We start from the raw sequence: 16,775 nt of genomic DNA, 5'->3' as shown, positions 1-16,775 counted from the left end.
ATCAGGAATCCAGCTGGCGGCTGAGGATGGTGGAAAACTCATCGGCAAAGGCTTCGTAGCTGCCGATGATGCGGTCGCTGTCCGCGCTCAGCTTGTTGTAGAAAATCACCGCAGGAATCGCAGCCAGCAGCCCCAGACCCGTCGCCATCAGCGCCTCGGCAATGCCCGGAGCCACAACGGCAAGGTTGGTATTCTGCTGCTCTGCGATCTCGATAAAGGCGGTCATGATGCCCCAGACGGTCCCAAACAAACCGACAAAGGGCGCGGTAGAGCCAACAGTGGCCAGGATCGACAGACCGCTCTGCACATGTTCGCTTTCCTTGGCGATGGCCACATCCATCGACCGTTCGATCCGCGCCTGTGCGCCCGCAATCAGCGCCCCGTCGGTGCGATGGCTGCGCCGCCATTCGGTCATCCCGGCGGCAAAGATCCGTTGCGACTGCCCCTTGGGCTGCGGGCCGATCTGGTCAAACAGACCATCCAGCGGCTCACCGGACCAGAAGGCGCGGTCGAACTCCGCCGCCTCACGCCGGGCGAGACGATAGTTGATCAGTTTCTGCAGGATGATTGCCCAGGACCAAATGGAGGCGACGACCAGCATCAGCATCACCAATTTGACCGTCAGGGTCGCCCGCGCGAATAGCCCCCACATGGAGAAATCAATCTCCTGCGCCAACGCCAGAGTTTCTGCTTCCATGGACCTGCTCTATGTTTTTGGCCGTTTTTCAGCCGTTTCCCGGCTTTGATTTGGCAAAAGGCTATCGCAGTTCAAGGCCAAAAGCCAATGAAACAGCCGTGAGAGCAGGAATTGTTACAGCAATGCGCGAATCTCTGCCGGCAGGCGGATGGGCGCTCCACTCTCTGCATTGACGCAAACCACGGTGACGGTGGCGCGAAACAGCTCCGTCTCACCGCGAAACACCTGCTGTGACATGGTGAGCCGTGCCGGGGTGACCTTCTGCACCTCGGTCTCGATCCGCAGCTCCTCATCGAATTTGGCAGGGGCGAGGTAATCCGCCTCAATCCGGCGCACAACCCAGATCAGCCCGGCCTCGCGCATGGCGTTCTGATCATTGCCGAGGTTGCGCACCCAGTCGCTGCGCGCCCGTTCGATAAACCGCAGATAATTGGCGTGATAGACGATCCCGCCCATGTCGGTGTCTTCGTAATATACCCGAACCGGAAAGCGATGGATCATCTGTCTTGGCCTTTCTGGAGACGGCTCAGTGGGTGGTCGGGGCGGCGTCATCTGAAGGCGGCGTCACCGGCGCCTGAAGCCGCGCAAACAGGCGCAGCGCATGGGAACTGTCGGCGGCAGAAACCGGCATCATCCGATCATAGGCCGCCGCGATCACCCCGGCAATCTCGGGCCGCAGAATGGTGGCGCCGGTGTCCGGCAACACCGCCAGCGGCGAGGTTTCGGCAAAGGCGCCGTCACCCCAGGTCAGCATCGCCTGCACCGCCTGCGTCAGCGCGAGGGTTTCTGCGGGCAGCCTGGCCATGTCACCCGACATGCGCAGGAAGGTAAAGCAGGCCTGGATGCCGCCCTGATCGTCAAACCGGAAGGCGCGGTACTGGCTGGCATCCGCCTGTTTCAGACGCGCCACCAGCGGGTCCAGATCCGGGATCAACCGGCCAAGGTCCGGCACCTCCAACAGCTCGTCCCAATCGCGGAAAAAGAACAGCATCAGATTTGCGCCCAGCTCGGGATCGGTCTCCGCCATCTGGTGTCCCGCCAGCGTCACAACCGCCTCCAGCGCGCCCTTGACGGTTTTCAGCGTCTCATCCTCAACCCCAAAGACGATCGGCGCAATCGGCCGCCCCCAGCGGGCAAAGGCATAAGCGCCGTCCGCGCGGGTAAACAGGGCTTCGATCTCGGCTGGGGTCATCATGCGGTTCTCTACTCAGACTGCGGTCTTGAAAGGGCTTAATGCCCGCTCACGGGATCAACGGCAAGGGTTGCGACCGGGGACTGCCGTGCATCTTCTGGCCTCAAATATCCCCCGCCGCATCTCTCCCGGTGCCCTGATCTCGTTCGCACGGGGAATGTCAGCACCACTGACCAAATGTTTCGCACGCGAAACATACGCTAAAATTGAGTCTAATTCTTCAAACCCATTTTAACGCTTTCAGGCTGTTTTGACGCCAACCCGCACGCATGCTGATGCGGGGCCACATCAGGTGGCGCCCTATAGCAACAGGTCGCCCTGCCCCCGTGGCGGCGTCAGTCCAAGGTGGGTCCAGGCCTTATGCGCCAACATCCGCCCGCGCGGCGTGCGCTGGATCAGCCCCTGCTGCAGCAAGTAAGGCTCGATCACCTCTTCCAGCGCATCACGGCTTTCGCTCAGGGCCGCTGACATGGTTTCGATCCCTACGGGTCCGCCGCCATAGTTCTCTGCCACCATCCTCAGATAGCGCCGGTCGGCGCCGTCCAGCCCCAACTGATCCACCCCTAGCCGCGTCAACGCACCATCGGCCAGCTCCCGGGTGATGGTGCCATCGCCCTCAACAACCGCGAAGTCCACCACGCGGCGCAAGAGCCGTCCGGCGATCCTTGGGGTGCCGCGGGCGCGCCGCGCGATCTCGCGGGCGCCTTCGTCATCGGCGGGCGCCCCCAGTTTGCGGGCGTTGCGGCTGACGATCTCGAACAGCTCATCCACGGTATAGAATTGCAATCGCGTCGGGATGCCAAACCGGTCGCGCAGCGGTGTCGTCAGCAGACCCATGCGGGTGGTGGCACCAACAAGGGTGAAGGGCTGGAGTTCAATCCGCACAGTACGCGCGGCGGGACCTTCACCGATCACCAGATCCAGCTCAAAATCCTCCATCGCCGGGTAAAGCACCTCCTCCACCGCCGGGTTCAGCCGGTGGATTTCGTCGATGAACAGCACGTCGCGGGATTCCAGATTTGTGAGGATCGCCGCCAGATCACCGGCCTTGGCCAAGACCGGGCCTGAAGTCATGCGAAAGTTCACGCCCAGCTCGCGGGCGACGATCTGCGCGAGCGTGGTTTTACCCAGACCCGGGGGGCCATGGAACAGCGTGTGATCCATCGCCTCACCCCGGCGGCGGGCGCTTTCGATAAAGACACGGAGATTGGCGCGGGCTTCGGCCTGACCGATGAATTCGCCCAGCCCCTGCGGCCGCAGGGCACGGTCGTTTTCGGCGGCGCTGTCTTCGGGCAGAGGCGCGGGGCGCAGGGTGGGATCGGCGTCAATCATGGTACCGCTTGCTCGCATATGTTTCGTCCGGCTGAAGGCCGGGCAGCGCCCGACCCTCCCCACGGGAGGGCGCTTCGCACCCACCCAGGCTCAGGCGCTGCTCTTTCTGTGTCATCATCACCCCTTCGGCGCCAGAAGACGCAGGGCGGCGCGGATCAGCTCGGCCTCATTGGCGTCTGGATAGGTGGCGGCCGCCTCGGCCACGGCGGCGGCTGCATCCGACGGACCATAGCCCAGATTGCCAAGCGCAGAGAGCGCCCCCGCAGAGGCAGCTGCGGCACCGGAGGGGGCCTTGGGTGGCGCCTTGCGGGGTTTCTTGGCCGTGCTCACTGGTTCGGCAGATTCGACCACATCCAGCCCCGGCCCATCCATGGCGTCAGCGATGGTGCCGCCCATGGCCATCACACCCGGTGCCTTGTCCTTCAGATCCAACACGATGCGCTGCGCCGTTTTTGGGCCAACGCCTTTGGCTGCCTTCACGGTCGCCCAATCACCAAGGGCAATGGCGCGGCTGACGCCTTCAGGGCCAAGCGTGCCAAGAATCGCCAGCGAGACCTTGGCCCCAACCCCCTGCACCGAGGTCAGCAGGCGGTGCCATTCCTTTTCCATCAACGAAGGAAAGCCATAGAGCTGCATCAGATCCTCGCGCACCACCATGTCGGTATAAAGCGCCACCGCCTCTCCCGTGCCGGGGAGCGTGGCCATGGTGCGGTCGGAGCAATAGACGATATAGCCGACGCCGCGCACATCGATCAGCACGTGATCGCTGCTGCGGTATTCCAGTCGTCCGGTGAGTTTTCCGATCACGCGCGCTTCTCCTTCAGCTGGCGTTGTTGCGTGCCCCCATAAAACGCATGACAGATGGCAATGGCCAGAGCATCTGCCGCATCGGCGTTCTTGGGCAGGCAGCCGGGCAGCTGAAGTTTCACCATGTGGAGGATCTGCTCCTTGGCCGCATGACCCACGCCGACCACAGTTTTCTTGACGCGGTTCGGCGCGTATTCACCCACCGGCAGACCGGCCTGCGCCAATGTCATCAGGGCCACGCCACGGGCCTGACCCAGTTTCAGCGTGCCCGCACCATCTTTGTTCACGAAGGTCTGTTCGATGGCGGCCTGATCGGGACGGTAGGCCGCGATCACTTCGATCACCTGATTGTGGAGCGACAGCAGCCGTTCGCCCAGATCATCGCCATCGGAGGTGCAGACGCCATTGGCGACATGGCTGAGACGGGTGCCATGTGATTCGATCACCCCCCAACCGAGGTTCCGCAACCCCGGATCGATGCCCAATATTCGCATGTCTGCCCTATCCCTGCCCGATGTGGAGGTGTAATTTTCCTCAGGATTAGCACAAAAGGCGAACATGTCCAATTGCTTTGCTGGCCCGCATTCTGTGCCCTGCAGGGATGCCGCGCGGCACCTGTGGCGCAAAAACCTACAAATCCTGTTCTGAAAACGACCCTCTTCCGAGGCGAAACCGACATTCCTTTCGAACAGCTAAAAATTCATCCAATTCCCTTGTTTATATGGACAATCAGCCATGCGTTTTTCGCATATGACACATGCAATTTCAGCGATTGTCAGGGCCAATTCACATGACTAAGTGCCGTCCATCGCCGCAACGCGGTTCACTGAATTCAACCTCCGAAAGGACGAGGACATGGCTGCTTTTGACACCACCCGCACCACCTATGGCACCAGCAGCCTGTTTGGCCGCTTTAGCGCCATGACCGCCAGCCTGCTGGCGGCAATCGTCGACTGGAACGATGCCCGCGCGACCCGCCAGACCCTGGGTCAGCTGAACGACCGGGAACTGGCCGACATTGGCCTGTGCCGCGCAGATATCGACCGCATTGCCGAAGGCAAGCCCGTCTTCTGAGACAGGCTGCCGTCCCGGCAGCGCCGGGGGCTACAGACCACCTGACATATGAAAAACGCCGCCTCCTGACGGAGCGCGGCGTTTTCTATAGGTCTGGTTTGCAGATCTGCGCCTCGGCGACACCCTGCTGCGTCGGACATGACTGCGCGACCGTTTTATGTCGGATGCCCCCCAGCGCCCGACATCTGGCCCGCCAGCCTGCCCCTCTACCGCAGCACAGGCCCGATGTTCTCGGCCAGGAACTGCGACACGGGATCCCGCTGCATCACAAATGCACCGGCTTTCTCCAGCCCGGTTCCTGCCCGCAGCTGATCGACACGATAGTCGTAGCTGCCAAATCCCAGCGCCGCCATCAAGAACCCCTTGAACAGCAGAAACGCCGCGACAAACAAGATCACTGACCGGCCGGAAATCCGCGACTGTACCCGTCGCGGCGCCACCACGATCAACCCATCCGCGCGCACCTTAGCGGTGTAGCCGCGCGACATGGCCCCGTGTTTGCGTTCCAATCGGTCAAGCCGAGCGTAGAAATTGTTACTCTGTTCACCCATAACCAAAACCCTGCAATGGCTCCCACCATCCACATGTTAATGCTTAGGTAGGTAATGAGACCATTTTGGGGCGGGTCGTTAAAATGCTCAACAAACTTGAACGATTCAGCCCGTTTTCTGCAAAAGCAGCGTCGTCCAGTCACCAATCTCGCTGCGTTGCACCAGATTGATGCCATTCTGTGCATAAACGGCCTGCACCTCATCGGCCTGTTCGTTGAGAAGACCGGAGAGAATCGCATAACCATTGGCGCGCAGATGCGCCGCCACGTCAGGCGCCAATGCAACCAGAGGGCCCTTCAGGATATTGGCGAAGATCAGATCAAAGGGTGCGGCCTCGGCCAAGGCCGGGGCGTCAAAGCCCGCCGCTTCAAGACAGTGTACGCGGCCTTCCATGTCGTTGGCCTTCAGATTGGCCTCGGCCACGTCAACCGCGACCTGATCAATGTCGCTGGCCAGGATCTGCCCGTCCCAGACGCGTGCAGCCGCCATCGCCAGCACCGCCGTGCCACAACCGATATCGGCGACTTTTTCGCCGACGAAGCCATCTTCGATCAGCTTGTCCAGCGCCTTCAGACAGCCCAGCGTGGTGCCATGATGGCCGGTGCCAAAGGCCATCGCCGCCTCAATCAAAAGAGGAATGCGATCAGCAGGCAGTTTGTCGGCGTCATGGCTGCCGTAGACAAAGAAACGACCGGCCTCGACCGGGGCCAGTTCGCGGCGCACATGGGCGACCCAGTCGGTTTCCGGCAGTTCTGAGATCACAAAAGGCTGGGCGTCGAACATGGTCGCCAGCAGCGCCAGACCGGCCTCATCCGGGCTCTCGGTGAAATAGCCGCCAACCTCCCACAGGCCGGAGCCGTCTTCGACCTCGAACACGCCCAGACCGGTCGGCTCCGGCGTCAGACGCTCCATCGCCGCGCCGAGCGCTTCGGCAGGGGCTTTTCCGGTCAGGGTGGTGAGGGCGGTGAAGGTGGGCATGGCGGTCTCCGGGCAAAGGTTGCACAGCGCCTAGGCCCGTCGGCGGCGCAGGTCAAGAGCTGGCAGCGCGGGTCCAGGAGCGCCGCCTGTAGCTCAGCGCGCCCTTGAGGCTGGGCCTGCCCTTCGCGGGGCAGGCTTACTCCGCCGGGGCAGCGCTGCGCCACTTCACAAAGATCGTCTCATTGCCCGGCTCCGGGTGGCGCGGGATCAACAATGACAGCGTCAGCGAGATCAGCGCCATACAGGCCGCCAGTGCAAAGACCGCAGCCGGGGAGACCACCCACAGCAAGCCCAGCGTCACCGGCAGCACCACCGCGGCGATATGGTTGATGGTGAAGGCCACGGCGGCGGTCGGCGCAATATCAGACGGGTCGGCGATCTTCTGAAAATAGGTCTTCAGCGCAAGTGCCAGACCAAACAGGATATGGTCCACCACATAGAGCACCCCGGCCAGCACCACGCCCCAGCTGAACCAATAGAGCCCGCCATAAGCGGCAAAGACCAGTGCCAGCCCGGTGTATTCAAAGATCAGCGTACGGCGTTCACCAAAGCGGGCCACAGCACGACCCAGCAGCGGTGCGGCGATCATATTGATTACCAGATTGATCAAATAAAGGCTGGTCAGTTCATGCACTGCAAAGCCGAATTTCTCCACCATCATGAAGCCGGCAAAGACAACGAAGATCTGCCGCCGCGCGCCGGCCATGAACTGCAACGCATAATAGAGCCAATAGCGGCGACGCAGGATCAGGCGTTTGGTCTGCGGATGCGGGGCATCGAATTGCGGATAGGCCAGCAGGCAGAAAATCGCCAGAATCGTTGTGGTGCCCCCTGCCAGCAGGAAGACGATATTGTAGGTGAGGCCCAGCGGCTCCCACAGCAGCGCGATCAGGCTATAGACCACCAGCGTTGCCGCCGATCCTGCCGCCACCAGCCAGCCCAGGATCTGCGGCGCCTGCAGCTTGGGCAGCCATTGCAATTGCAGCGACTGATTCACCGTCTCATAGTAATGAAACCCGATCGAGCTTAGCAGCGTGATGGTCAGCAGCCCGCCAAGGCTGGGAAACCACGCCGTGACCGCCGTCGCCACGCCCAGCATCATCAGAGAGACCAGCCCCAGCACCTGTTCGCGCACAAACAGGATCACCGCAATAACGCCAATGGCCAGAAAGCCAGGGATCTCGCGCACCGTGTGCAGCAGGCCAATGTCAGCGCCGTCGAAATTCGCGGCCTCAATGACAAAGTTGTTCAGCAGCGCGCTCCAGGTGTTGAAGGCGATGGGCATGGTGAGCGCCATCACAAACAGCAGAGTTGTGGGGCGGCGCCACAGCGGCAGGGAAGCGGCGGCTTCGGTGGGGACAGGTTTGAACATGCCCCAGCAAATACGCCCATACGCCCCTTCAGGCGAGGGAAAAAGCGCTGCGCACATCTGATCTGCATCAATGCACGGAGCAACCCGATCTCATATTCAGATTTCCGAATGACAACGAGAGGCTGATGCGATGCCGGAGCTGGCTGAGATCATGGACTGGGCAGGAGAGCCGGTGACAGCGGCGTTGCTAGGCCTGCTGACCGGCGGGATTTTTGGCGTCGCGGCGCAGCGATCGCGGTTTTGCCTGCGGGCGGCAACCGTGGAATTTGCCCGTGGCCGACTGGGAGACCGGGTGGCGGTCTGGCTTCTGACCTTTTCCACCGCGCTGGTCTGGGTGCAGGCCGGGCGGCTGCTGGGCTGGATCGACACCGATGAGGCGCGGATGATGGCGGTGCCCGGCAGTTGGTCCGGGGCCATCATCGGCGGGCTGATCTTTGGCGTAGGTATGGTGCTGGCGCGGGGTTGCTCCGGGCGGCTTTTGGTGCTGGCGGCGACCGGCAATCTGCGCAGCGTGGTCTCCGGGCTGATTTTTGCGGTGGTCGCACAGATGAGCCTCGCCGGGTATCTGGCGCCTGTGCGCGACTATCTGGCAGGCCTCTGGATCACCTCTGGCGGGCGCAATCTGGATCTGCTGACAGCGCTGAGCCTGCCGGATTGGTCCGGGCTGGCGCTGGGGGTGGGCATGGCGGGTCTGGCCCTTGGGGTCTCGCTGAACAACCGCATCGGGGCGGCGCGGCTGATCTTTGCCTCTGGCGTCGGCTTTGCGGTGGCGCTTGGCTGGGCGCTGACATCGGCGCTGGCACAGGTGGCGTTTGATCCCGTGCAGATCGAAAGCGTGACCTTCACCGGTCCTTCGGCGCGCATGTTGATGTTCTTTCTGGATCGCGCCTCGGTGCTGGAATTTGATATCGGGCTGGTGGCCGGGGTGTTTGGTGGCGCGATGCTCGCAGCCGCATTGACAGGCGAGATGCGCATTCAGGCCTTTGACGGGGCAGTGACCATGCGCAAGGCAATGATCGGCGCGGCTTTGATGGGGTTTGGCGGCATGTTGGCCGGCGGCTGTGCCATCGGGGCCGGTGTCACCGGTGGATCGATCTTCGCGGGGACCGCCTGGCTGGCGCTGTTTTCGATGTGGGTTGGGGCAGTGCTGACAGATCTGCTGGTAGACCAGCGCAGCCTGGCGGCGACCGCTTAGACAGGGTGCGAGGCGCTGCCTCGCGCTCCGGGATATTTGGAGCCAGAAGATACCTGAGGTCCGCTCATCTTCTGGCGGGAAATATCCCGGGGGAGGCCGAGAGGCCGGGGGCAGAGCCCCCATGGGATTCTTCAGAAGAAATTCTGCGGATCAATATCGACCGACAGACGCAGATCCCCCTTGAGGCGCGCCGGTTTGATCCAGCGGGCAATGGCGTCTTGCAAGGGCGTTCCCTTACTGGCCTTGATCAGCAGTCGCACCCGGTGGCGCCCGCGAATGCGGGCAATTGGGGCGGGTGCCGGGCCAAAGACCTGCGCGCCGATCTGGCGCAGCGGCCCATCGTTGCGCGCAAGGGCCATCCCCAGATCCATAACCGCAGGCAGCTCCGGCCCGGACAGCACGATACCTGCCATGCGCCCATAGGGCGGCACGCCTGCGGCCTGGCGTTCGGCCGCTTCAGCGCGCCAGAAGGCCTCCTCATCCCCCGACAGAATTGCGCGAATGACCGGGTGTTCCGGCTGGAAGGTCTGCATCAGCGCTTCACCCGGCTTGTCGGCCCGCCCGGCCCGCCCTGCGACCTGCCGCATCAGCTGAAAAGTGCGCTCAGCCGCGCGCAGGTCGGAGCCTTGCAGGCCCAGATCCGCGTCAATCACGCCGACCAGTGTGAGCAGCGGGAAGTTATGCCCCTTTGCCACCAACTGGGTGCCAAGGATAATGTCAGCCTCACCTGCGGCGATCTCCTCGATCCGTTGTTTCAGGGCGCGGGCGGAGGCGAAGAGATCGGAGGACAGGACCGCGATCCGCGCCTCCGGGAACAGCGCGGCAGTTTCCTCACCCAGCCGTTCGATGCCGGGGCCGACGGGGGCCATCTTACCCTCGACCTGACAGGTCGGACAGGCATCCGGTACGGGTTTGGTCTCGCCGCATTGGTGGCACATCAGCCGCTTCATGAAGCGGTGTTCCACCATACGGGAATCGCAGTGGTCGCAGGTCACATGGCCACCGCAGGCGCGGCAGATGGTGACCGGCGCAAAGCCCCGGCGATTGAGAAACAACAGCGATTGTTCACCCCGTTCGATCCGCGCGGTCATCGCCTGTTTCAACGTCGGTGAGATCCAGGTTGAGGCGGGCAGTTTTTCCGCCCGCATATCGATCGCGCGCATCTCTGGCAGGACGGCTGACCCAAATCGTGCAGCGAGATCAAGCCGTTTGTATTTGCCTGCCTCGGCATTGGCCCAGGTTTCCAGCGATGGCGTCGCCGAAGCCAGCACCACCTGCGCCGAACACATGGCCGCGCGCAGCACCCCCATGTCGCGGGCATTATAACAGACGCCCTCATCCTGTTTGTACGAGGTGTCATGTTCCTCATCCACGATGATGAGGCCGAGATTCTGATAGGGCAGGAACAGGGCCGAGCGCGCGCCGATCACCAGCTGCGCCTTGCCCTGCCCGACCATGCGCCAGACCCGGCGGCGTTCGGTCATGGTCGCGCCCGAGTGCCATTCGGCGGGTGTTGCGCCAAAGCGCTGTTCGACCCGTTTCAGGAATTCTGCCGTCAGGGCAATTTCCGGCAAGAGCACCAGCGCCTGACGCCCTGCACGCAAGGTTGCGGCGACTGCCTCCAGATAGACCTCGGTCTTGCCGGAACCGGTCACGCCTTTCAGGAGTGTGGTGCCATAGCGGCCCCCCGCGACCTCTTCACCCAGAGTGTTGGCGGCCGCAGCCTGATCCTCGGTCAGGGTCTTGCCGGGCAGATCCGGGTCCAATCGGGGATAGGGCAGATCACGGGGGGCTTCTTCCTCGCGCAGGGCGCCTTGTTTCACCAGGCCCTTGACCACGGAAGTTGTGACCCCGGCGAGATCGGCCAGTTCCTTCGCCGTGAACGCCAGACCGCCGTATTCATCCACCGCCGAGAGCACCCGTTCGCGGGCATCGGTCATGCGGTCCGGCATCTGGCCGGTGGGGCGCAGCACCTTGCGCATGGAAACGGGATCCGAGAGGCCCGGCGCGCGGGTGGCCAGCCGCAACATCGCGGGCAGCGGGGTCAGCGTATAATCCGCCGATTTGGTCAGGAACTGGCGCATCTCGTCGCGCATCGGAGCCACATCCAGCACCCTATTCACCGGGCGCAGTTTGGCCGAATCGAAATCACCCGCCCCCGGCCCCCAGATCACCCCGAGGACGCGGCGCGGGCCAAGCGGCACCTCGACATAGGCGCCCAGATGACAGCCACCTTCTGGGGCGCGATAGTCCAGACAGCGGTCCAGCGGCTGCGTTGTCAGCACGCCAACCCGTTCGCCTTCGTTGAAAAATGCCTGCTCCTGCACGCGGTCTGCCTCTTTTGCCCGGTGGGGATGATGACCCCCAAAGCGATGCCCTGCAATCGACGCCGGGCGCACGGGGGGTTTTTAAAGCCCGTCCCATCAGGTAAAGGCTAGCGCAATCAAGGCCAACCCATCCAGAGGACCCTAGCCGATGAAATTTTTTGTAGACACCGCCGAAATCGATGCCATTGCCGAGCTGAACGATCTGGGCATGGTGGATGGTGTGACCACCAACCCGTCGCTGATCAAGAAATCCGGTCGTGATATCATCGAAGTGACCAAAGAAATCTGTGATCTGGTCGATGGTCCGGTCTCTGCCGAGGTGACCGCAACCGACGCCGAGACCATGATTGCCGAAGGCCGCAAGCTGGTTGAGATCGCCGAAAACATCGCCGTCAAAGTGCCGCTGACCTGGGACGGCCTGAAGGCCTGCAAAACCCTGACCGACGATGGCCATATGGTGAATGTGACCCTGTGCTTCTCCGCCAATCAGGCGTTGCTGGCGGCCAAGGCCGGCGCGACCTTCATCTCGCCCTTCATTGGCCGTCTGGACGACATCAACCTGGATGGGATGGACCTGATCGAAGACATCCGCACCGTCTATGACAACTACGGGTTTACGACCGAGATCCTCGCCGCCTCCATCCGCAGCGCCAACCACGTGCTGGAAAGCGCGCGCATCGGTGCGGATGTGATCACCGCGCCGCCCGCCGTGATCAAAGGCATGATCAACCACCCGCTGACCGACAAGGGTCTGGATGCCTTCCTCGCCGACATCAAGGCCGCGAACATCAAGATCCTGTAAGCCGCAGGGCATCTGACAGGTTTCAGGAGGGGCGGCCCGGCGGGCGGCCCCTTTTTCGTTGGCTGAGGCCCCCTGCCCTGTACAGGCGACGGTGCGCCGGTGGCGGGGAATTTTTTGCCACCCCTGCGCGAAACCCGTGTTATAACACCGTCAAAACCCATCAGAGGTCATTAAAGAGCAGCACATGAGCACGACGGCAGAACTGGAAGACAATCTGCGCCAGGCGATCCTGGCCAAACCCGACGCCCTGTTGGAAGATCAAAGCGTGATGAACGCGTTGGTCAGCGCCAATGAGCGCGCAATGGGGTCCAATATCGTGGACCTGCGCGGCATCGCCATGGAGCGGATGGAGGCCCGGCTGGATCGGCTGGAGGACACCCATCGCTCTGTAATTGCTGCAGCTTATGAGAACCTTGCAGGGACCAACCAGATCCACCGCGCGGTGCTGCGGCTACTGGATCCGATGGATTTTGAGAGCTATCTCGGCAACCTTGGTGGTGAGCTGGCGGAAATTCTGCGGGTGGATTCGGTAACGCTGGTGCTGGAAACGGCACATCCCGAACAGGACGCCGCCGTGCAGCGCATGGATCAGGTTCTGAAGGTGGTCGAGCCGGGATTCGTAGAACAATACATCAATCCGCAGCGCAATGGCCCTGACCGCCAGGTCACCCTGCGGCAGATGCAATCTGGCCACGCCCGCACCCATGGGGCCAAGGCTGATTTCATCCGGTCCGAGGCCTGTCTGAAACTGGAACTGGGCGAAGGCCGCCTGCCCGGTCTGCTGGTTCTGGGGTCAGAGGATCCGCATCAGTTCACCCCGCAGCATGGCACCGATCTGCTGGCATTTTTTGCCGGCGTCTTTGAACGGTCGATGCGCCACTGGTTGTCGTGACGACACCAGCCACAACGCTGATTTCCCCGGCCTGCCGCGATGCGCTTGAGCAGTGGCTGGCCGGGCTGGCAGCCCTTCAGGGCGCGGCCGAGAACACCGTCACCGCCTATCGCGGCGATGTGGTGGAGTTTCTCGCATTTATGACCCACCATTTTGGCGGCCCGCAGGGGCTGGGTGCACTGGCGAAGATCTCCACCGGCGACATGCGCGCCTGGATGGCAGCCACCCGCGCCACCGGGACCGGGGCGCGCTCATTGGCGCGCAAGTTGTCGGCGGTCAAAAGTTTTTATACCTGGCTGGCGGAACGGCAGGGGTTTGAGCCCACAGCCGTCTTGTCGGCGCGCAGTCCCAAGTTTCAGAAGAAACTGCCCCGCCCGCTGGCAGAAGATGCCGCGCGCGCCGTGATCGAGACCGTGGAGTTTCAGTCCACCACCGATTGGGTCGCCGCCCGCGATGTGGCGGTGGTGACCCTGCTCTATGGCTGCGGGCTGCGAATTTCCGAGGCGTTGGGTCTGACCGGGGCAGACGCGCCGCTACCGGCGGTGCTGCGGATCACCGGCAAGGGCGGTAAGGAACGGATCGTGCCGGTGTTACCCGCCGCACGCGCGGCGGTCGACCGGTATCTGCGGCTTTGCCCGCATCCGCAGGAGCGCGCGGCACCGTTGTTTCGCGGTGTACGCGGCGGGGCGCTGAATGCGCGGCTTATTCGCAGCGCCATGGCGCAGGCGCGCGCCCAGCTGGGTCTGCCTGCCAGTGCCACGCCACATGCGTTGCGGCACAGCTTTGCAACCCATCTGCTGGAAGCCGGTGGCGATCTGCGCGCCATTCAGGAGCTGCTCGGCCATGCCTCGCTGTCGACAACGCAGGCCTATACCGCAGTCGATACGGCGCATCTGATGGATGTCTACAACCGCGCCCATCCGAAAGCGTAAGACCTGCGTAAAACATGCCACTAGAGGGCTGGATTTAACCCCGTAGTAAGGGGCGTGCGACAGATTTCTGGCGTCAAATCCAGAAGGAGCCCCCGTGATGAGTATCGTTGCCCAAAGCCATACAACAGACGCCGCGCCGCTTGGCGCGCCCTACAATCCCGCCAATCGTAGTGCCGCCAATGCCAGCACATCCGATATTGGCGATGTGGATTTCAGCCAGTTTTATGAGCAGCTTCTGGCGGATCTGGACAGCGATGGCGATCGCCAGATTTCGGATCAGGAATGGGCGACCTATCGCGCAGGAAAGGCCGCGCGCGGTGAATTTGTCGCCGCCCCCGGACCATCTGATACAGGCGATGGCCCCCAGCTGGTCGACAGCCGCGCCCTGACCGAGACCTTATTTCGCAAGGCGCTGATGGAGGACCCTTCCGACCAGTGAAACGGGGACCCGTGGTGACTGTCTCAGGTGACCAGCGGCTGAGAGTTTGGTGGCGCGCAGGTGGCATGGACACCACCAAAGACCCGAATTTCCGCGCATAGACGAGACGTTTTTCCATTGACCACTTGCGAGGGTGCAGGAAATTCGCCATCAGGGGCCTATGACACCTCAGTATCGTGCCCTCTCCGTTCACCTGCTGACCGCCACCGGCGCGGTCTTTGCTATCCTTGCCATGTTGGCCGCAGCTGATGCCAAGTGGAGCCTGATGTTTGTCTGGCTTGTTGTGGCCTTTGCCGTGGATGGCATTGATGGACCGCTGGCACGGCACTATGAGGTGAAGCGCTACGCGCCAGAGTTTGATGGTGTGCTGCTGGATCTGATCATCGACTATCTCACCTATGTGTTCATCCCGGCCTTTGCCCTGTTCAAATCCGGGCTGATGGCGGGGTGGACCGGTTGGGTGGCGCTGATTGTGATCACCTTTGCAAGTGCTTTGTATTTTGCCGACACCCGGATGAAGACCAAGGATAATTCCTTCTCCGGCTTTCCCGGATGCTGGAATATGCTGGTGCTGGTGATCTTTGCGCTGGAGCCGAGCCACTGGACCAGCCTGACGCTGGTCACCCTGCTGGCGATCGCGATGTTCCTGCCGCTGAAGTTCATTCACCCGGTGCGCACCGAACGCTGGCGCAAGGTGTCGCTGCCGATGGCACTGGCCTGGACCTTCTTTGCCGGCTGGGCCGCCTGGGTCGATTTCCACCCGGCAAGCTGGGCGCATTGGGGGTTAGTGCTGACCTCGGTCTATCTGATTTTTGTCGGCATCGCGCAGCAGATCATCCCCGAGAGCAAGGGCTGAGCAGGTCGTCTCAGCCCGATATCGCCAGACTGCGGGTGTCATGAAACCCGGCATCTAAACGCTGGGGCATCCCGGAATTGAGGCATCTGATGCCTGGAAATCCGGGTGCAGGCGTCGGCCCCAAGCCCGTCGCGCGATGCCCCGGTATGCCACCACCACCAAGATCGGCCTTTGTTTGGGCGGGCTTGATCAGGCTACAGCCTGTTACGGATGATCAGCGCCGCCGCTTCAGATCAGCAATCCCGCCGCCCCTTCGTGACGCAGAAGCGTGACTTTGGTCTCAACCCCGCCCGCACCGGAAAATCCCCCAAGACCTGAGGCGCCAAGTACCCGGTGGCAGGGGATGATCACTGGAATCGGATTGGCCCCGCAGGCATTGCCGACGGGTTGGGCGGCTGCGCCCAGATCCTTTGCGATGTCGCCATAGGTGCGGGTTTCACCAAGCGGGATCGCTGACATGGCGGCGCAGACCGCGCGCTGAAAATCGCTACCCGCCACCGCCAGCGGCAGGTCGAATTCGGTCAGCTCATGCGCGAAATAGGCGCGCAGCTGGGTCAGGGCCTCAGCTGTCAGCACCGATCCCGATGCGCCAACCGGCGCGGCCTGCCAGCTCAGGCGAACAATGGCCCCGTCGCGTTCCACAACGCAGAGCGTGCCGACAGGTGTTTCGAGACTGGCCTCTGCCATCTGCTCTGTCTCGGTTTCAGGAGGGTGCACGGGTCTGGTGATCCTTACGCTTGATGCTGTCACAGCTTGGCCAGCGTCTGCGGGATCCTGCTCAGCGTCAAGGAGGAACCGTTATCCGGCCTCTGGACCTAACCTTTGGGATAGGAAGCTATGCCTTCGGCAGGGTCGGCTAACCTCAGGCGTTCATGCAATTGCACTAAATTTTAGTAAAGATGGATCTCAAGTTACGAAAAAGGTCATCACGTCATGCAAGTCACCGGTCCAGGAAATGTCAGCGTTTATCGTATGTTGAATGGTCACGCGAATGGGCAGGCCGCAGCGCAGCAGGCGCAAGCCCAGCAAACCGGTGAGCAGATGGGGGGGCTTGAAACCGCGGCCTCTCCCGCAAAGCAGGCGGCAGCGACAAGCACACAGGCCGCGCTGACCGGTCCCATTGAAGGCGCAAGCCTGGTGCCGGGAACACAGTATCTTCGCACCGTGGTGCAGCAGAAGCTACAGGATCTACAATCGGGCTGCCACGCTGGGCCGCTTCCGGCAAGTGAAGTGATCGCCCAAAATCAATATCGCGCGGCGCAGCAGGTGATCGGCTGATCCGGCGCGGATCGTCTCCCTCGCGCTGACCCGAAAACCCCCGGCGTTCTT

Annotated in this window: 19 protein-coding genes; 8 read left to right on the top strand and 11 right to left on the bottom strand. The window is 62.4% G+C overall.

Annotated elements, in window-relative coordinates:
• Position 1 precedes the first annotated feature (1 nt).
• From tolQ to ruvC, 6 genes are all read right to left on the bottom strand, one after another.
• Complete coding sequence (tolQ, locus tag J4721_RS18340; protein ID WP_014873687.1) at positions 2–697, bottom strand: protein TolQ; 696 nt, start codon at positions 695–697, stop codon at positions 2–4.
• Between the two features lie 114 nt (positions 698–811).
• Entirely contained in the window at positions 812–1,198 is a 387-nt protein-coding gene (gene ybgC / locus J4721_RS18335; RefSeq protein ID WP_102857975.1) for a tol-pal system-associated acyl-CoA thioesterase, read from the bottom strand.
• Positions 1,199–1,223: 25 nt separating this feature from the next.
• Positions 1,224–1,892, bottom strand: coding sequence for a hypothetical protein (locus J4721_RS18330; RefSeq protein WP_211003440.1), 669 nt, complete (start codon positions 1,890–1,892; stop codon positions 1,224–1,226).
• Between the two features lie 297 nt (positions 1,893–2,189).
• Positions 2,190–3,221 carry a Holliday junction branch migration DNA helicase RuvB gene (gene ruvB / locus J4721_RS18325; RefSeq protein ID WP_014873684.1) on the bottom strand — a complete coding sequence of 344 codons (1,032 nt, stop codon included), beginning with the start codon at positions 3,219–3,221 and terminating at the stop codon, positions 2,190–2,192.
• A gap of 117 nt (positions 3,222–3,338) precedes the next feature.
• Positions 3,339–4,028: a Holliday junction branch migration protein RuvA gene (ruvA, locus tag J4721_RS18320; RefSeq protein ID WP_061049402.1), complete on the bottom strand. Its 690-nt coding sequence runs from the start codon at positions 4,026–4,028 to the stop codon at positions 3,339–3,341.
• The gene (ruvC, locus tag J4721_RS18315; RefSeq protein WP_014873682.1) at positions 4,025–4,522 is read right to left on the bottom strand and encodes a crossover junction endodeoxyribonuclease RuvC; all 498 of its coding nucleotides are present in this window, start codon (positions 4,520–4,522) and stop codon (positions 4,025–4,027) included. Before ruvC ends, ruvA begins: the two co-directional genes overlap by 4 nt.
• A gap of 361 nt (positions 4,523–4,883) precedes the next feature.
• Here ruvC and J4721_RS18310 point away from each other — a divergent pair, with 361 nt between their 5' ends.
• Positions 4,884–5,102: a DUF1127 domain-containing protein gene (locus J4721_RS18310; RefSeq protein ID WP_014873681.1), complete on the top strand. Its 219-nt coding sequence runs from the start codon at positions 4,884–4,886 to the stop codon at positions 5,100–5,102.
• A 206-nt stretch (positions 5,103–5,308) separates the two neighbouring features.
• Here the strand turns inward: J4721_RS18310 and J4721_RS18305 are convergent, their stop codons facing one another.
• The 3 genes from J4721_RS18305 to J4721_RS18295 form a co-directional block, all read right to left on the bottom strand.
• The gene (locus J4721_RS18305) at positions 5,309–5,653 is read right to left on the bottom strand and encodes a hypothetical protein (protein WP_076619124.1); all 345 of its coding nucleotides are present in this window, start codon (positions 5,651–5,653) and stop codon (positions 5,309–5,311) included.
• Between the two features lie 105 nt (positions 5,654–5,758).
• Positions 5,759–6,631: a 50S ribosomal protein L11 methyltransferase gene (locus tag J4721_RS18300; RefSeq protein ID WP_211003441.1), complete on the bottom strand. Its 873-nt coding sequence runs from the start codon at positions 6,629–6,631 to the stop codon at positions 5,759–5,761.
• Between the two features lie 136 nt (positions 6,632–6,767).
• Complete coding sequence (locus J4721_RS18295) at positions 6,768–8,003, bottom strand: MFS transporter (RefSeq protein ID WP_027247944.1); 1,236 nt, start codon at positions 8,001–8,003, stop codon at positions 6,768–6,770.
• A gap of 130 nt (positions 8,004–8,133) precedes the next feature.
• Between J4721_RS18295 and J4721_RS18290 the strand changes: the two genes are divergently transcribed.
• Positions 8,134–9,198, top strand: a complete 1,065-nt coding sequence (locus J4721_RS18290) for a YeeE/YedE family protein (RefSeq protein ID WP_102876198.1) — start codon at positions 8,134–8,136, stop codon at positions 9,196–9,198.
• 131 nt (positions 9,199–9,329) lie between these two features.
• Here J4721_RS18290 and J4721_RS18285 read toward each other — a convergent pair whose 3' ends face one another.
• Positions 9,330–11,525, bottom strand: coding sequence for a primosomal protein N' (locus tag J4721_RS18285; protein WP_211003442.1), 2,196 nt, complete (start codon positions 11,523–11,525; stop codon positions 9,330–9,332).
• Between the two features lie 148 nt (positions 11,526–11,673).
• Between J4721_RS18285 and fsa the strand changes: the two genes are divergently transcribed.
• The 5 genes from fsa (at position 11,674) to J4721_RS18260 (ending at position 15,446) form a co-directional block, all read left to right on the top strand.
• Positions 11,674–12,327, top strand: coding sequence for a fructose-6-phosphate aldolase (gene fsa, locus J4721_RS18280; protein WP_014873675.1), 654 nt, complete (start codon positions 11,674–11,676; stop codon positions 12,325–12,327).
• A 184-nt stretch (positions 12,328–12,511) separates the two neighbouring features.
• Entirely contained in the window at positions 12,512–13,219 is a 708-nt protein-coding gene (locus J4721_RS18275) for a DUF484 family protein (protein WP_014879225.1), read from the top strand.
• Positions 13,216–14,151 carry a tyrosine recombinase XerC gene (locus tag J4721_RS18270; RefSeq protein ID WP_102915480.1) on the top strand — a complete coding sequence of 312 codons (936 nt, stop codon included), beginning with the start codon at positions 13,216–13,218 and terminating at the stop codon, positions 14,149–14,151. The genes J4721_RS18275 and J4721_RS18270 overlap by 4 nt, the downstream gene beginning before the upstream one ends.
• Positions 14,152–14,248: 97 nt before the next feature.
• Positions 14,249–14,590 carry a hypothetical protein gene (locus tag J4721_RS18265; RefSeq protein ID WP_211003443.1) on the top strand — a complete coding sequence of 114 codons (342 nt, stop codon included), beginning with the start codon at positions 14,249–14,251 and terminating at the stop codon, positions 14,588–14,590.
• A 160-nt stretch (positions 14,591–14,750) separates the two neighbouring features.
• A complete protein-coding gene (locus J4721_RS18260) occupies positions 14,751–15,446 on the top strand; it encodes a phosphatidylcholine/phosphatidylserine synthase (RefSeq protein ID WP_014873671.1) in 696 nt (231 codons plus the stop codon).
• A 228-nt stretch (positions 15,447–15,674) separates the two neighbouring features.
• On the opposite strand, the gene J4721_RS18255 is transcribed toward J4721_RS18260, so the two are convergent.
• Positions 15,675–16,133 carry a methylated-DNA--[protein]-cysteine S-methyltransferase gene (locus J4721_RS18255; RefSeq protein ID WP_027247948.1) on the bottom strand — a complete coding sequence of 153 codons (459 nt, stop codon included), beginning with the start codon at positions 16,131–16,133 and terminating at the stop codon, positions 15,675–15,677.
• Between the two features lie 246 nt (positions 16,134–16,379).
• On the opposite strand from J4721_RS18255, the gene J4721_RS18250 reads away from it, so the two are divergent.
• Positions 16,380–16,724: a hypothetical protein gene (locus J4721_RS18250; protein ID WP_014873669.1), complete on the top strand. Its 345-nt coding sequence runs from the start codon at positions 16,380–16,382 to the stop codon at positions 16,722–16,724.
• Positions 16,725–16,775: the final 51 nt, after the last annotated feature.

Origin of the sequence: Phaeobacter sp. HS011, from assembly GCF_018101215.1 — a bacterium.
GTDB classification, from domain to species: domain Bacteria; phylum Pseudomonadota; class Alphaproteobacteria; order Rhodobacterales; family Rhodobacteraceae; genus Phaeobacter; species Phaeobacter inhibens.
This window is presented reverse-complemented; position numbering and strand designations above follow the sequence as displayed.

Excerpts from the sequence above, each read along its gene's own strand:
- ybgC (WP_102857975.1), bottom strand. The coding sequence starts at position 1,198 with ATGATCCATCGCTTTCCGGTTCGGGTATATTACGAAGACACCGACATG.
- J4721_RS18260 (WP_014873671.1), top strand. The coding sequence starts at position 14,751 with ATGACACCTCAGTATCGTGCCCTCTCCGTTCACCTGCTGACCGCCACC.
- J4721_RS18250 (WP_014873669.1), top strand. The coding sequence starts at position 16,380 with ATGCAAGTCACCGGTCCAGGAAATGTCAGCGTTTATCGTATGTTGAAT.
- J4721_RS18265 (WP_211003443.1), top strand. The coding sequence starts at position 14,249 with ATGAGTATCGTTGCCCAAAGCCATACAACAGACGCCGCGCCGCTTGGC.
- J4721_RS18255 (WP_027247948.1), bottom strand. The coding sequence starts at position 16,133 with ATGGCAGAGGCCAGTCTCGAAACACCTGTCGGCACGCTCTGCGTTGTG.
- tolQ (WP_014873687.1), bottom strand. The coding sequence starts at position 697 with ATGGAAGCAGAAACTCTGGCGTTGGCGCAGGAGATTGATTTCTCCATG.
- J4721_RS18295 (WP_027247944.1), bottom strand. The coding sequence starts at position 8,003 with ATGTTCAAACCTGTCCCCACCGAAGCCGCCGCTTCCCTGCCGCTGTGG.
- J4721_RS18275 (WP_014879225.1), top strand. The coding sequence starts at position 12,512 with ATGAGCACGACGGCAGAACTGGAAGACAATCTGCGCCAGGCGATCCTG.
- J4721_RS18300 (WP_211003441.1), bottom strand. The coding sequence starts at position 6,631 with ATGCCCACCTTCACCGCCCTCACCACCCTGACCGGAAAAGCCCCTGCC.
- J4721_RS18310 (WP_014873681.1), top strand. The coding sequence starts at position 4,884 with ATGGCTGCTTTTGACACCACCCGCACCACCTATGGCACCAGCAGCCTG.
- J4721_RS18330 (WP_211003440.1), bottom strand. The coding sequence starts at position 1,892 with ATGATGACCCCAGCCGAGATCGAAGCCCTGTTTACCCGCGCGGACGGC.
- J4721_RS18305 (WP_076619124.1), bottom strand. The coding sequence starts at position 5,653 with ATGGGTGAACAGAGTAACAATTTCTACGCTCGGCTTGACCGATTGGAA.
- fsa (WP_014873675.1), top strand. The coding sequence starts at position 11,674 with ATGAAATTTTTTGTAGACACCGCCGAAATCGATGCCATTGCCGAGCTG.
- J4721_RS18290 (WP_102876198.1), top strand. The coding sequence starts at position 8,134 with ATGCCGGAGCTGGCTGAGATCATGGACTGGGCAGGAGAGCCGGTGACA.
- ruvC (WP_014873682.1), bottom strand. The coding sequence starts at position 4,522 with ATGCGAATATTGGGCATCGATCCGGGGTTGCGGAACCTCGGTTGGGGG.
- ruvB (WP_014873684.1), bottom strand. The coding sequence starts at position 3,221 with ATGATTGACGCCGATCCCACCCTGCGCCCCGCGCCTCTGCCCGAAGAC.